Origin of the sequence: Sediminitomix flava (assembly GCF_003149185.1) — a bacterium.
Classification (GTDB): Bacteria; Bacteroidota; Bacteroidia; order Cytophagales; family Flammeovirgaceae; genus Sediminitomix; species Sediminitomix flava.
The window spans coordinates 1-16,990 of record NZ_QGDO01000010.1; the positions used below are offsets into that span (position 1 = coordinate 1).

The 16,990-nt window shown below is 35.2% G+C and carries 5 protein-coding genes; 4 read left to right on the forward strand and 1 reads right to left on the reverse strand.

All coding sequences use genetic code 11. The annotated features are described in order from the left end of the window. Window positions 1-206: 206 nt before the first annotated feature. The 3 genes from BC781_RS23635 to BC781_RS23645 are packed head-to-tail and all read left to right on the forward strand — an operon-like array spanning window position 207 to window position 7,084. Window positions 207-1,295 (forward strand): restriction endonuclease-related protein, encoded by a 1,089-nt coding sequence (locus tag BC781_RS23635; protein WP_109622689.1) that lies wholly within the window; start codon window positions 207-209, stop codon window positions 1,293-1,295. 4 nt (window positions 1,296-1,299) lie between these two features. Further along, on the forward strand, window positions 1,300-4,569 hold the full coding sequence (locus BC781_RS23640; protein ID WP_109622691.1) for a pPIWI_RE_Z domain-containing protein: 3,270 nt from the start codon (window positions 1,300-1,302) through the stop codon (window positions 4,567-4,569). Between the two features lie 19 nt (window positions 4,570-4,588). Next, window positions 4,589-7,084: a pPIWI_RE module domain-containing protein gene (locus BC781_RS23645; RefSeq protein WP_109622693.1), complete on the forward strand. Its 2,496-nt coding sequence runs from the start codon at window positions 4,589-4,591 to the stop codon at window positions 7,082-7,084. 601 nt (window positions 7,085-7,685) lie between these two features. On the opposite strand, the gene BC781_RS23650 is transcribed toward BC781_RS23645, so the two are convergent. Next, window positions 7,686-12,653, reverse strand: a complete 4,968-nt coding sequence (locus tag BC781_RS23650) for a hypothetical protein (protein WP_146201768.1) — start codon at window positions 12,651-12,653, stop codon at window positions 7,686-7,688. 980 nt (window positions 12,654-13,633) lie between these two features. Between BC781_RS23650 and BC781_RS23655 the strand changes: the two genes are divergently transcribed. Beyond that, a complete protein-coding gene (locus BC781_RS23655; RefSeq protein WP_211323966.1) occupies window positions 13,634-16,735 on the forward strand; it encodes a GEVED domain-containing protein in 3,102 nt (1,033 codons plus the stop codon). Window positions 16,736-16,990: the final 255 nt, after the last annotated feature.

Below are 16,990 nucleotides of genomic sequence, written 5' to 3' on the forward strand. Positions count from 1 at the left end.
TAAACCTCCTTCTTGTTTGACTACTAAAGTAAAGGCTGACTACGTAAATGAATTACGGTCTACTACATTGGGCGACTTAAGTTGAGATACCTATAGATATATTTAACAAATAGTAAGAATAGTTAAAAATTACAGAATACTATTTTGATCATTCTAAGTAAGAAGGTAACTTTTAGTTGGTCTCATACTTATCAACATTTCTGCTTATGGATAAACTTGTACTGAAACTCGATGCTACCATTGGTTACTTGGTGATAGGTATTAATCGGATGTATAAAGAGAAAGGTAGTATCTATAACTTCCCCTACAATGCCAAAAGTATTTACCCAAAACAATTACTAAAAGGCTTTAACTCACTTTTGGAATTATGTTTAATTGCAAGAGTTAGACCTCCTAATAGTTTGCATGAGCTTATTTTTGAATGGGTTGAAGACTGGATTTCAAAATGGCCTATTTTTGAAATACATGAATTTGAAAAAGAACATTACAATTATTCAATTCTTTCAAATGGAATCCTAAGTGAAGAGGCAATAGAAATAGTTTATGAATTTTCTCACGTATCAGCTATTGAAGATGAATTGAACACCTCTTCGTTCATTAAGGAATTAAGAGCATCCTCACAAGATCAAGGGATGTTTGAAGCTTATCGAATTGTTCGAAAATGGATCATAGAAAACCCATATATGAGTGAAGAAACTTATCTCAAACTCATCACAAGATTTAATAAATACGAAGATCTCATTCGAAAGGCTTATCAGAAAGTTGAAAAAGGGATAACTTATAACGTTTGCCCAAACTGCCACAATATCATGAACACCTACATCAATGAGCGATATCAATGCGATTGGATTGTATGTAGAAGGAAAGACAGCGGCAAAAAGAAGCCAAAAGAAGAAAAGAAGGTCCAATTTATACTAAAAAGAGCCTTTAAAAAATTTATTCAAAGACCTGGGTTGATAGAACTAGATTTGTATGATTCATTAATCGACTTAGGCTATAATGTAGAACTATGGCCACATCTAGATACTTATGATTTAAAGGTTACACATTCCGATAGTGAGTTAGCAATCGATGTCAAAGACTGGATGAACCCCAAAGCACTGGCGGCTCAATTAATTCGTCCTTCTACTTTCCTAGCTCCACAGATTCCTTTCTATATTTTAATACCCAATCACCATCGAGAGACATCTAATTACATCGGTATTGTAAAAAAGAATAACCGACCATTTTTCGAAAACTCTAATAATCAAATCTATTTTGTTAATGACTTTTTGAAGCAATTACCCTCTTTATAGAAATATGATTCCAGAAAGATATTATCAAGCCCTAGAACCATTTTTCTCCAAAACAAATGGTCCTTTCAGAAGAAAAATAAAAGACTGCTACTATTTTGAAGTAGCTCTCTACTTATTAGACCTATTAGAAATCTCAGACCCAAATGGCTTTAGATCTCTAATGAGCGGCTATCAATTTCCATGCTTAGATTTAGATAATTGGAAAGACTCAAAGCACTACGAGCTTGTTACTCGATTGCGTTACAAAAGAGAATTCAATAGGATGAGCAATAAATATGAATGGGAAAAAAGAATCAAAGAATATCAAATTCTTCCTAAGATCATTCGCAGGTATGATATTACAGACTCCATTCAGAAATTAGAAACAAGTATTTGCCCTGACCGTGAAAGCTTATTTAGAGAAGAACTTAACAGTATCCCAAAGTCAAACTTAAGAGAAGTTAAATTTGCTGAAAAAGGCAAGCAATACCATGTAAAGTATAAAAAAGATAAAAAAATTGATGTCAATATTCTAGACCATCATATAAGTACACAAAGAATCGCCCAATTAGAATTTGAAAATGAAAATCCTAAATCGTTTGATATAAATTGGATTGAACTTGAAATTATAGCACGGTGGATAGACAAACGCTTTGAAGAATTAAATTTACCCTCTAGGAATTATAATACTAGGTTAGAAAAAATACGATTAAAAATTTACAACAACTCTTCCGAAACCTTTGAAAAGACTCAAATTTTATCCTTAGAAAATGTAAGTCATATGATTGGGATGTTGGGTTCTGGAAAATCAACACTCATGGATATTTTAGCGGTCTACATTGCACAAAAAGGATGGCATATCACTTTAGTAGTCAATGATGTAATAGATGCTTTAAATAAATGCGACTTTTATTCCAAGCTTGGGCTTTTGGCTAATCCAATATTGAGTACACAAAAAGAACGTAAACTTGAACACCTCAGAAGAGCATATCAAAGCATTCCACAAGAAGAATACAATAGTCATAAAGCCTTCGAATGGCTGAATACTTCCTGTGCTTTAAATCTAGATGATGAAAACGGTCAAGGTCTTGATGTTTCTCATTATCCATGTCAAGACTTAAGCCGGATTGAAAGTGAAAAGTCCAAAAGATATGTTTGCCCCCTTTATGCACAATGCAATTTCCATTCATTAGAACATAACCTCTCAAAGGCAAATATTTGGGTAATTACTCCTGCTGCTCTTTTATACTCAAGACCCTCACCTATGGTAAGTCCTACTAGGTTATATTATTGGGAATTGGCTTATCAGAAATCTAGTCTAATTATCTTCGATGAAGCAGACCGAGTTCAATTGCAACTTGACAATTATATGTCCCCCTCCGAAACCTTAGTAAGTGATGGTAAAAGTTGGTTGGATCAATTACATAAAGAGGTTAATGATCTTTTACAAAAAGGACAACATCAGAAATATTTGGTAATACCAGATTGGGTAAAGGCTGTCAACCGTTCAATGGAGGCCTACCGACATTTACAAGAGTTTCTTGCCATGGATTTTGTTAGTAATAGACTTCGTAAATATCCTTTTTTCTCCTCTTATACTATTTTATCTTCTGTCGATCATTTATGTAAGGGAAAAGAGTCAGATGATACTCAAGAATTATCCGAGTGCTTTGCTAAATATCTGGCGACAAAGGAGCCCATGAAAAACATTGATTTTGAAAGCGAATTACAACAACTGACCGTGCACCTCTTTGCTGGAGAAGAATTTTCTGACTTAGAAGTAGAAGTTTGGAATTGGCTATCCAAACAGGCTGAACTTAACAAAGTATATAAAACCTCATTTGAAGAGATTGATGTACGAAAAGAAATCGTGACTTACTTATGTATTGCTTTAATCATAAGGGTATTACAGTTTAATCTAAATCGGGTAATTGTCGATTGGGGAAGTGCTCAAGCTACATTCCCAGAACTTAAAGAACTCTCTTCAGATATTATGCAGAGTTGGCAAAGAAATTTAAGTGCTAGTATCCCAAAGTCTCCTATTGGAAATATCATCGGCTTTAAATATATCTTAGAAAAAGAGAAACAAGTCAGAAATAATGTTGGTGATTTGCAATTTATCAAGCTATTGGGAATGGGGAGATATTTTCTAAGCCACTTTAGTACCCTAAAATTGGATAGTCATCAATTGAAAGGGCCTGCTACCTTATTACTTTCAGGGACAAGCTCTTCAGGTGAGAGTCCAAGTTATCATATAAATCTTCCCGTAAAGTACATCTTAGAAAATCCTGATTACAGCAAAAGCTTAGATATAAAATTTCACTTTGAATTTTTCAGAGATCAAGAAGGGAAAAGTATCAAGGTATCTGGTCTACATGGCCCCTCACGCTTTGATGCCTTAAAAAAATTACTAAACTGCTTATTTGAAATTAATGAAGGAGAAACTTTATCTCTCATCAAGAAAAGACTTTTGAATTTAGAACAAGGAAGGCAAAAGATTTTGTTGGTCGTTGGTAGTTATGAAGAAGTACGAATAGCTCTTCAGCATTTTTCAAAGATCAAGCATAATTTTGAGAGACGCATTGTTGGTTTAGAAAAAGATGGTTATCATTCCCTAGAAAATGTTGAAGATCAATATATTGGATCAAGGTTTATTTCCAGAGGCAAAGTAGATCGCTTTAAGGACTTTGATGCCGATGTATTGATTGCCCCATTATTAGCTCTTGAGCGTGGGCATAATATTTTAAATGAAGATCATAAAGCAGCTTTTGGTGCTGCCTATTTTTTAGTACGCCCCCACCCTATTCCATACGACTTAAATTTAGGTGTTCGAAGGTTAAGTAAGTGGGCTACTAAACAAAGTTCAAATCGTGGGTTTGGTAATGGAGTATCGTATATTGATATTCATAAGAAGTTTACAAACCTTGCATACCAACGTTGGTATGCCGTAATGAAAGATAGTAATACCTTATCAAGGCTACCTGATCATGAACGTGATGAAATTGTTTGGGATTACTTAGTCACGATTTGGCAGCTTATCGGACGTCTAATCAGGGGTGGAGTATCTTGTGAGATCCGTTTTTGTGATGCGGCTTTTGCCCGTATAACCTCTGGTTTAGATAAACCAAAAGGACAAACTTATGATGATAGCTCTACAAGTATACTTCTAAATTTCAGGTCAATACTTTCTGATTTTTTTTCAGAAAAAAGTGAGGCTCCAAAACAACAAATAACCATTACAAAGGCGATGTACCGCCCTTTATATAAAGCTCTTTTAAATATTTCTGGTATCTAACTTTTTAATCAAGAGAATAATGACAAATAACCCGAAAAAAGGTCAGCCAATGGCATTTCATTTATTAGATGACTGCCAAGAACTAAAGCAAGTTATATGGACACTTCAATTTCCATTAGAATGGCAGGGAATTCTAGATTATGTAATACATAAAGAAAAGGATAGTGAATCTAACAAAAGGTTACCTATCCGATCTCTCAATCAGATCTTAAAATCCCTTATTCCCAATATCTTCGCCACCAATGATTATACTGAAACCGTTTGGCTCTACTGTAAAGAGCCTATACCAAATGATTTGCTTTTAATGTTTGTGCAAATTTGGGTGAAAGCGTCTTTCAAAACACATCCGTTGGTCTTAGTTTTAGATCGCTTAAAAGCAGATGATCTCCAATGGGAACCACTAGATGTAGATTTTTCTAATTTGAACACATCTATGTTTCAGAATGAGAATAACCACAGGATTCCAGATTATATATTTGATACCCTGCCTCATATCATTGCAAATTACTTAGTACAAAGCACTCATGAGAAGTCTTTGACCATTTACGACGATCCACTTAGATTCAAAAAGATTCATTCTGACAATAGAAATGTACAATTGGTATCTTGGCCTCCACTATACGATATAGGCTACAAAGAGGGAAGATATTACTATAGCTACTATATTTCCTTTTCTCTATACCTTAGCCCTTATCAAGAAAAACCTGAAGTGGTCATGACATCGGGGATCAAGCGCTATCTATCAAATAGATTTCAGGATACATATAGTAAAAATAAACGAAGTGTCATTATTGATCCGAAAATGAATTGGCCAGTAAAATTATCTGACCCATATTCACTCTGCTCCATTTCCTATAAATATGATCACGATAAATCAGAAGTTGTACCTGATGGCTTGTTCTTGGAAATTCTTCAAATGCTTCAAGAAGACCAAAAGAGTAATAGCATCCCCGATTACCAAACCATTTTATCAAATGTAGATCGTTATATAAACCGTTATACCATTGTGTACAAAGACAATGAAAATGCACATGGAATCGGGAAAGGCTTAAGTCCTGCTGATCGTAAAAATATATTTGAACCTGTACGAGATCGACTAAATAGCATCATGAAACCCACTCCCGCTCTACCGGTCATCACATTAAGAAAAAACCTGATCACAAAAAAAGAGGCCTACAATCCTTTTTTTAACAAAAAAGCTGATGTTGATTTGCATCAACAAAGAGTTGAGATCGTTAAGAATGTAAGAAGCGATTTTCGTTTAAATGTATTGATGATTAATAATAGCAGTCCATTACGTCACACTATAGTAGATGAATTGATTACACTTTTTGGAGGACAATGGGAGGAAGAAAGCAAAACATTTACTTCAAAAAATTTATCTATCACCCTATCTTTTGAATTGATAGGGGAGATTATAGAAGGAGAAGTCAAGTCAACTCCAGAAGTTAAAATACAAAAAGAGATTATTCGAAAAGCGAAAGAACAGGCCTTAAAACGATACCAAGGTTTTAACGCATGTATTATTGAAATCTTACCTCCAAAGCATTACTCGGGAAGAATTGATCCTAAAAATGGAATAAAAGAAGGTTTTGCCAAAGCTGGTTTACTTAGCAAATTTATCATTCGTGATGATGCCAATATCAACCATAAATCTAAAGCTGCAATACTTGCCTTATTAACTCAGCATGGGGTTACCGTTCCCAAACTCAATTTCATGTTGCAAAACAACGATAATTCTTTTCCTAAGCTAGAAGAATATATTGGAGTGTATATACTTAAAAGGACATTCCCATGTTTAGTGAAGGTTAATACTATTACAAGAGAGGTTAGAGTCAAGACCTTATACGGAAAGAAAGGCTGGAAAAAATATAATAACGTTCTTATTGAATTAGCTCATTACAATTGGGAAAAACACAATGAACTTGTTAACCCAATACAACTAAAATCTGAATTTTCGAGATGGATAATAGAAGAAATCAGAAACATTCAGTCAGTATCATTATGGATGTGTCTTGCTGAAAACTTAAGATCTACTTGGAAAATACTTCAAGACCAAAACTTACCATTAGATCATATCGGAGAAAACCCGACAGAGTTGTACCCGATTGCTGAACTCAATACTAAAGTCCGATTGATTAGACTTAGACATTCGGAAAATTGTAAGATTATGCCTCTAGACATTAACGATGAAATTAAGCGAGGAAAAGGTGGAGGAATATATATAAAAGATGAAAGAATATTATATACTGTGGCACAAAGTCCTTCAACGGATCGCAGCAATATGGCGACTACTCGAAAAGATAATATTAAAGATAATCACCAACTCCAGCAACCTTTAGAGATTGCTTTATTTGCATTACAAGAAGAGGATAAAAAAAATGTTGATCAAATCCCCTATTGGGCCGAAATTATAGAGCGACTTCGTAAAGCAAATCTAGCATTTGGAGAAGCGACTATTTTACCTCTACCCTTACACCTCGCAAAAAAAATGAACGATTATATCTTTAAGTAAAATGTTCGAGATATTCATTAACCATCTACATCTCTAGTTTTATCAGTACTCCAAGCTCTAAACCTCCTACCCGAAAGTATCTACCTCAATATTTTTTCCTACTACTAAGGATACTCTTGTTGTAGGATTATTGAAATACGACCTTAAATCCGTTTTATATCACTGATACTTATGTCAGGATATATATTGTATGAACACAAACATATTCTTTACTTTAATAATTCAATACCTTCTAAACTACAGATTTGAATTATCAGCTTTCTAAAACACGTTGGATACCTCATTTTAAAACATGATAATGAGGTTTAAATAACCATAATATATGTACTGTTATACATGTTAACATATAATGTTCTTTTCTTTATTCATGATTAAAAAGTCAAAATACTTGATTTTATCGCATCACTAAAGTTCTGTCTGTACTGAAAGTACAACGTCTCCCCCCTTTATTGAAACATATAAAAAAGGAGTCCTCAAATGAAGACTCCTTTTTATAGACTAAAAAGAGTATTGTATTATTTCACATCAGATAAATTCAATAATTTAGGGATGTCCCATCTTGGTTTATAAGAGTGATATTTCTTTTAAAAACTACAACTTCTTAAACATCAACATGTCTTTCATGAATATCTGTACATGATAAGCTTGTGATGGTTCTTGCTAAGTTTATGATCCCAACCGCTTCAAAGCATAAGCCATCATATAATGCCGACATTAAAATCTTTGGATTTGAATTTCCATTAAATGGATTATTGCTCATTAAACTCGTAAACGCAAGACTTTCCCCCAATGAGGTCAAGACATTTTGAGATGTTTTAAGACCTAATTCAGCTCTGTCGTAGTTCTTGTGCGTAGATTTTTTTAATTCTTTATCTCCTTCAACTGCCAGATAAATAAAAGAAGCCAAATGTGCCAATCCTGCTATTGAAGTAAGTGCTGTTACTGCCTTCTGTCCTTTTTCATATTTATTATAGGTACAAACGAAGCCTGCAATATCAAGAATATTTAAAGTCCATTGACAGCACCAAATAATAAATTCTATATAAGCTGAACTTCCCTTTTTCGGGAATGAATCCAAGCCTACATACCAAGGTGAAGAAATGGATTGGGCAAAAATAGATGAAGATATAATGGTTCCTGAGAAAAAGCGTTGAACTTCATCAAATGGAATATCTTTCTTTCCAAAAAATTTATCTACCTCTTCTCGATAATTTCTTGAAACCACATCGTAAGGCAACAAACAACGATTAGCCATAAAATCTGCTGCCCCTATATTCATGTAAGCATAAGAGTAGAAGAAACCAAACACATGACTAATTACGTATGATGCTTTTTGGGCACTTTTACTTGGTGAGGATACTTCTACTTCCTCCCCCATCATAGCCGACATCATCACTTGACTTAATCGCATATCAGGTATTGAAAGATAATTGGAATACGCCTCCAAAGATACCTGATAGTCCTCGTTCTGAATATCATTTTCTGTTGATACGAATGGCGATAAGGCTGTACCTGTTTTAATCAGGGTAAAGAATTTATAACCTAGCGTAGATGGTACTGCTCCCATTAATGACACCAGATTCAGATAGGTCAGAGTAGAGCCTGTATTGATCACTTTTTCATATAATGGCGTGATCAGAGGTAGATTGATTCTCGAATTCATTATATCAGAGATTTTCTCTACCATGGTTACGAATAACTCTATTCCGGCATTCAATGACTTTAGAAGCATACTTTTCAGAGATGACGAAACAGCTTCCATAGTCACCTGCATGGTTTCAATTATACCACCATTACCTTCTTTGGACTGGAACAGATCATAAATAGGCATTAGAGCGTCTGTTACTTCATCTGGTTTTACGATACCTTCTATCTCATTAATGAACTCCTGAACCACATCTTCAAGCTCTTTTGAGATTTGTATGCCAGCATCGACTCTGCTCATTGCATTGGTGATCTGACTCATAAACCAGTTTCCTTGAGGAGTATCTCCATAGTACTGTTTATCTTCATCATTTTGAGGAGCATTTTGATCTTCACCTTCCATTCCAGGATTTCCGTATTTGGCATTCGCCTGATTTCCATCATTAACACCATCATTATGAGTAGACTGGAATACATCTCCCTCAGGTACAGCAGGATCTTCATTCAACACACTCTCATTGAGGCTGTCAAAAGCAAACTTGGATTTTCTGATAACATCAGGAAGTCCCTCTAGAGTAGTATTAAACATTTCTATAGCGGCTGTCTGGGTATTCAAGATATCTTGCCAGCAGAAGAAAGAACCAAGCCATTCAAACAGGTCTCTAAAGAATACTTGTACATGAGCAAAAACACTTTGCAATACATCAAAAGCATCTTCTACTAAATTGATAAAGCCTTCCCAAACATAGGTTACCTTCTCTTTTACAAAAGTTACCGTCGCTTTAATTCTCTTGAAAAGACCTCGTTGATGTTCTCTAGCTTCTTCAACAGTTTCAATTGTGATAGATTCACAATTGTCTGTCGATAAGTTATTATTGATGGAGGCAAAAACATCCCCAAACTTACTTTCTATCGGTTCGGGACTATCAGATTCAACCGAATAATTAAGGGGTATAGTCGGATTATCAGGGTGACCGTATATTCCTTTTTTTGCATTGGCACTCGCTATTTTTACTGTTTCAGCATCCAGTTGATGGAACTTCACTCCTGCACCTTTCACAAACTCAATCTGAAAATTATAATCCTTGCCTTGCGGATTCAGATACCTTAGTTCTTGTGCGTGCTCATGCGTAGTATAATGTACCTGCTTTCGGTTACATCTTGGACTAATCTGTGGACTCAAATCAACTCTTCGGCTTGCTTCTTCCGAAGGCATTGACATCTCCATTACATTATTTACAGCATCAGTAAATTCATCATCTACTACACTTTTATCTTTAAATAAATTGGAAGTACTGCCGTCTTCATTTTGTTTCTGAGCGTGTTTTAATTCATCTGTATTAATGTACTTGAGGTAATCCTGAATTTCCCCATTTGGCTGAACAACCAACACATCATCATTTTCCATAAAATCAGCCCACACTTTCATCTGAGAAGTATGCAGATTGGTAGCTATTACCGTAAATGTAGCCCGACCATTTCCATTTGTAATCATAGATAGAGGCTTATCATTTGGTGACAGATAATACACAATACCATTGACATCTACTCGGGTAGCATCATCCAAAGGAAGGAAATGTACTTTCTGACCTGCTACTCCGATTCCATTCAGATCACCGATGGTTACTTCCGAAGTATAAGATTCAAACTCTTCAGGTGTATCTAGATCAGCATCAGTGACCTTGTTAATTGTTTCTCCTTTGTAGTCTTTAGACCATTTATCTGAAGCTAGAACTACCAAGTGAGCGTCTTGGGTCGCACCAAAACATTGAACCCATCTTCCTGTCCAAGGATTACAACCCAATGAAAGGTATTGTATGTTTTTAGCAACCTGCTCATGAGACCATTTACTATCTGTTTTCAGATTGTACTGATAGGCTTTATGGTCATTATCAGTAACGAACAGACTCAATACATAAGAGGTATCTTTCTTTTTGGATAAAGCTACCTGTGCATCAGAAATGTTGGAAGCAATTTGGGTAGTCTTAGATTTCCCCGAAACGATTTGAGTATAACTCAGGTTTCCATAATAATCTCTTACAAACACCTCATCTTCAAAACGCTTGGGTACGTTTACCCCATAAACTGATTTGTAGTGATGATCATTATTTTTACGGTAATATTTTTGAGGGTTTTTATTACCATAAAGGTAAAAGCGAACAGAGTAATGCTCATCTTTTGTCTCATCTTGAATAGAGGCAAAGAAGCCATCACCTAAAGAGGTTTTCCCTATCGAAACATCAAAGATTTTATCATAATGATTGGTCAATTCCTTTGATGAATGATCTCCCTCCCAATCAATTGAAATGACCTGACTTTTTCTGTCACTGCTTAAAGTGTATGAAGCTAAAAGGCGTAGTTTTTCCTCTCCTTCATAAGAAATGATTCCAGCAACAATTTTCCGATAGTCAGTATCACTAGCTAATTGGTATACATAGGTCCACTCAAGGTTTTCCATTCTTCTATAATAGATTCTCCGATTGTGATCCATTATGAAAAATACAGTCTGACCATTCACATCTGAAGCACTTGTGATCTGATCAACCTTGATGATATTGTTGTTATCGTCTCTTAAATCCCATATTTCAGGAAGGTACACATCATCGGGAGTAGCCTCAGACTCAGAATAACGGTGCACACATCCATTACTACTTTTGATACTACCCACATGAAAATCAGGCGTTCCATCTTCATTTGCCTGACTGTTTCCTACGGTTAAATAATCAATATCATCAATCGCTTTCGAAGGAAATTCTTTTGGTATATAGATAGGTACTTTACGCCATTCTGAAGTAATAGCTTCTCTTTGTAATTCTGTGATATAGCCATTGGTATTCATGACAAAAACACTCACAAAATCTTTAGTGACAATGGACTGTACTTTCGAAATACTGTCCATAAATGGAATTGCATCTTTCCAATTGTTGCTACTGCTTGGGGTGGTATATGAATGCAACAATTGGTTTTGATCATTTACCCCAAATGCATGCCATTTGTCATCCTTGTAAGTCTCCCCTTTTACATTGACCTCTAGATTGGGTTGTACGATCGAAAAGTCAGTTATTTCAGATTGATGACTGAAAATCGTGTATTTCTTACTTCCGATCACATCATACAAACCTCCTTTTTCTGTCATACCAAAAGTTTCCGAGTAATTTTTTGAGGAAGTTGGAGGTGCTTGTACTTTGTTATAGTAGCTGTCTTTTTGTTTATACCCCAAGGTGACACCGTCTTTTGACTTTCCATCAAAGAAGGTCAGCTTGTGTTCACCTGAAGAGTCTTTGACAGATGCCCATACACCATCTTTAGGGTTTCCATCTTTGTCAACACCTGCCCCCACATTGATACAATAAATCTTACAGACGTCATTGGAGATATCACTCCAATCACTTGATTTATTCTTCCAATCAATCTGTTTTACTTTACTTTTATTGGTACTGTTGTAAGAAGCCATCAATACCAGTTTATTGTTCATGGCACCACAGCTAAGGTATTGGTGGTCTGCTCCACTAGGAAATTTACCTACTTGATACCAGCTTGAAGTCCCATTCTTTTGAAAATAAACCTGATACTCATTACTGCTTGTGTCTTTTGCTTGTACAAAGACTACCGATTTGCCATCTTCTGGGTCGATGCCACAAACTATTTGTTGCACATCCAGATTAGAATTATCAAAACTCAACTGTTCTTTGGACCAACCGGTGTCACTTTTGATGTTTTTGAAAACATGATAGACCTTGTTCGAATTACCATCCGAAACACCGTACAAATGAATTTGAGATTTACCTTGTTCACCCACTTCATGACCTACGGCGAACATACTCCATGCGCCTAGAGGGGCTGAAGGGATAGCATAGTTTTGCATCAGTTGCGCATTCGCTGAGATGGTTGCGGGTTGGTTGGGTCTAGAATTACTAGTAGACATTTTTTAGTAGATTTAAATAGTTAGTATTAAAAAAGACTGCTTTCCTGTAGAGGATTGGGTTTATTTATGCTCACAGTCTCTAAAAAGATTCTTTTTTACCTAAAAAGTATTAGCAGTTTTATACAAAACTAGCATTTACAATCGGATAGACAAGATGAAATACTAAATAAAAAAACGCATTTAGTTACCTTTTCATATCTGTTCTAAAAGAAGATTAACCTTCTAATAAAGCTAAAATGTACATACTTATAATCAATATTTAGTAGTGAGTTTTACTTTCACTCTTATTAAGATTAAAATATCTTCTTACAATCATTAAGATAGCTTTTGAATAATTAGAAGTAATACTACTAATTTGAGTTCAACACCAAAAATTAACTATGAAAGAAAGTACTTTTTTTTAAGAGCTATTTACTCAGGATAAAATTCCTGAATTTAAAAAACATAACAAATGTTCATCCTTTTAGTTAGGCGATTTAAAAAAACACTGCCATTAATTATTTATTTTTATACCTAACTAACAATATTATTGATTTGATCATCAAAAAAACCTCTTTTTACGTTCTTATACCCTTTCTTTCTCTTACGACTCACATCAATGTTATAAGCTTGCTTTAATTTACTTTTTGAATATTGCACAATTTCCTTATTGCTTGATTTATTGGGAATTAAAACTTTACATTTGTGACAGAGGATTCCGGATAACTCAATAAATTTTTAAAACCAATTCACTGCTTACTAATTTTTGATCATATGTTTAACAATAGTTTCAATAAGTAAAAATTGAAAGTTTATCATTGTTATTTTTTATGATTAAATAGATACAACCGACTTACAGAATACTCACTTTTAAAAACTGAGGTCTAAAATTACTTATTGCTATTGGTACTATATGATTGATCGTTTGAAGTAGCTAAAACTATTTTAAATCCCCGCTTAACATGCAAAAATGTACCTTAAGGCTAGTTTTATCACTAGCGATGGCTTTCTATTTTTTTTCAGTTAATGCACAAACTGCTTCTGAAAAAGCTATTATTACACAAAAGTATAATCAAAAAAAGCTAAGCACTTTAAAAGAAACATTTAAGAAAAAGGAAATTGCTACACGAGAAATTGCTTTTGCAATGGCTCAACAAAAAGGTTGGAAAAAGCTTAAAGTCAATTTAGACGGAACAGTAGATCAGCTCGTTGGAGTAACAACAGATGGCTCTCCAATTTACTACAGTCTCTATAATGCTGATGCAGCAAGGTCAACGAGAGCGAATCACTTAAACTCTGGCGGCTCTTTAGGACTAAATATTGACGGTCAGAACATGACTGCTCATGTTTGGGATGGTGGACCTACTCGCCCTACTCACGTAGAATTTGACGGTGCAGGAGGAAATAACAGAGTGACTATTAGTGATGGTGTAACCTCATTAAATGGTAATAGTTTCCATGCACAGCACGTAACAGGGACCATCGTTGCATCTGGTGTAAGAGCTGACGCAAAAGGTATGGCTCCTCAAGCAAAGGCAAAAACATATGACTGGAATAACGACTTATCAGAAGCTACTGCTGAAGCTTCAAATGGTATGTTAATCTCCAATCACTCATATGGATATAGAGCGAGCTTGGTTCCAGATTGGTATTTTGGAGCTTATATTGATGAATCTAGAGATTGGGATATCTTAATGTTTAACTCACCTTATTACCTGATGGTTGTTGCTGCAGGTAATGACGGTAGTGACAATTCATCTAATGCAAGTCCATTAGGAGGAAATTCTGCATTCGATAAATTGACAGGCCATTCTACAAGTAAAAACAATATGGTTGTTGCCAATGGTCAAGATGCGAATGTAAATAATGATGGAACACTGAACAGTGTTATCATTAATAGTGGAAGTAGCGAAGGCCCTACAGATGATTTGAGAATCAAGCCTGATATTACAGGTAACGGTACGGGAGTACTTTCTACTTATGATAATAGCGATAATGCCTATAATTCTATTTCAGGTACTTCAATGGCATCGCCAAATGTTGCGGGTTCATTATTGCTATTGCAACAGCATTACAAGAATGAAAGTGGTAGTTTCATGAGATCTGCAACGCTAAAAGGACTTGCACTTCATACTGCAAATGATGCTGGAATAAATGGTCCCGATGCCGTGTACGGATGGGGATTAATGAATGCAAAAGTAGCAGCACAAACAATTTCTGACAATGGCAATGCATCTTTAATAGAAGAGCTCACACTCAGCAGTGGACAATCATACTCTATTAATGTAGATGCCGACGGTGTAAATGATTTAATGGCTTCGATTTCATGGACTGACCCTGCAGGTACTGCAAATACTGGAACTGCTAACTTATCTACACCTGTTTTAGTAAACGATTTAGATATCCGTGTAACAAAGAATACATCATCATTCTTGCCTTACAAATTGACTGGTGTAAACTCAAATAGCCAAGCTGATAATAATGTAGACCCTTATGAAAGAGTAGATGTCGTAAATGCTTCTGGTTCGTATACAGTTACCGTAACTCATAAAGGTTCATTACAAGGTGGGTCTCAAAATTTCTCACTAATCGTTACAGGATTAGCTGGTCAAGCTGAGGAGTGTGTTGCGACTACTCCAACATCTTTAAGCATAGGTCAAGTTACGGACAAAAGTGCTTTTGCTAGCTGGTCATCAGTAGGTGGAGCATCTTACGATTTGAGATACAGACCAACTGGAGGAGCATGGACTTCTGTTTCAGTATCTGGAACTTCTTATACTTTAACAGCTTTAGCAGCAAATACATCTTATGAAGTTCAAGTAAGAAGTAAATGTACAGATGGGACAACTTCCTCTTATACATCTATTGAAACTTTTACAACTTCCGATACAATCATTGAGTATTGTGCTTCAAATGGTAATAGCGTTAGTGATGAATACATTGGAAATGTAAGTATAGGCTCAATAAACAATTCAACAGGAGCCAGTGCTAGTGGATATGGAGATTACACTTCTATCTCAACTCAATTACCAAAAGGGCAATCTAGTACTATTTCAGTAAGCCCTGTTTGGACTGGAACACAGTATAATGAAGGGTACAGTGTTTGGATTGACTTTAACCAAGATGGTGATTTTGACGATAGTGGAGAACAGGTTTGGACAAAAGCTGCAAGTCAAGATTCTCCAGCGACAGGTTCATTTACTGTACCATCAACTGCACTTGAAGGAACTACTAGAATGAGAGTTTCTATGAAATATAATGGTATACCAACCGCTTGTGAGTCGTTCTCCTATGGAGAGGTAGAAGACTATACTGTAGAAATCATTCCTGACGATGGAAGTGGTGGAAATCCTAACCCTGGTGTTACATATTGTGATTCTGAAGGTTCAAATGATTCATTCTTCTGGATAGATTTAGTTGAGGTTGGTAGTATGAGTAATTCTACCTCAAGAGATGGTGGTTACGGTGATTACACTTCTCTAAGCGGAGCTGAATTAGGATTTGGTGATAACACTATTAATTTCAGTGCAGGTTACAGCAATACGAATTATACGGTCTATTGGTCAGTTTGGATTGATTTAAATAAAGATGGAGACTTCGAAGATGCTAATGAATTAGTCATTCAAGGTTCATCAAACAGTGCTGGAACGCTTACCGCAACAGCAACAGTACCTACAACTGCTTCAGCTGGTGAAACAAGAATGAGAGTAGCTATGAAATATGGTTCTGTTTCTACTCCATGTGAAACCTTTACATATGGTGAAGTTGAAGATTACACTGTAAATATTGGGGGTACAAGTCCAGCTACCTTCACTAGTTCTTTTGCTCAAAGTTTGAATAGCAATTCGCTTTCAGCATTTACAGAAGAAACAGTATTCCCTAACCCTGCGAATCAAAAAATTCAGATTATTGCCCCTTCTTTTGATGATGAAATATCAACTGTAAAGGTATATGATTCGAAAGGAAGTTTAGTCAAGTTCCTCAAGGTTAGTGAAGTTCAAGATGGTATTGACATTAGTTCATTGAATGAAGGTGTTTATCTAATCCGTCTTCAAAATGAATTAGCAACCAAAACATTACGATTTATCAAAAGCAATAAATAGTAAACAATTAAATAAAATTTAAAGATTGTTGATACATTTTTGAAGTATCAGTAATTACTTTCTTTACACCCTCACTTTGGTTAAGTGAGGGTGTTTTTTTCGAATCATAATCTTTTAATCAACTATTTTTCATCAATATGAAAGAAATAAACTATCCCTTTTTTAGAAAGTATTACAGACTTTTTTAGAATCTGCAATAGGGGCTTTTAATTCGAAAATTAAAATGTATTTAGTAGATTGAGAATTAGACTGATT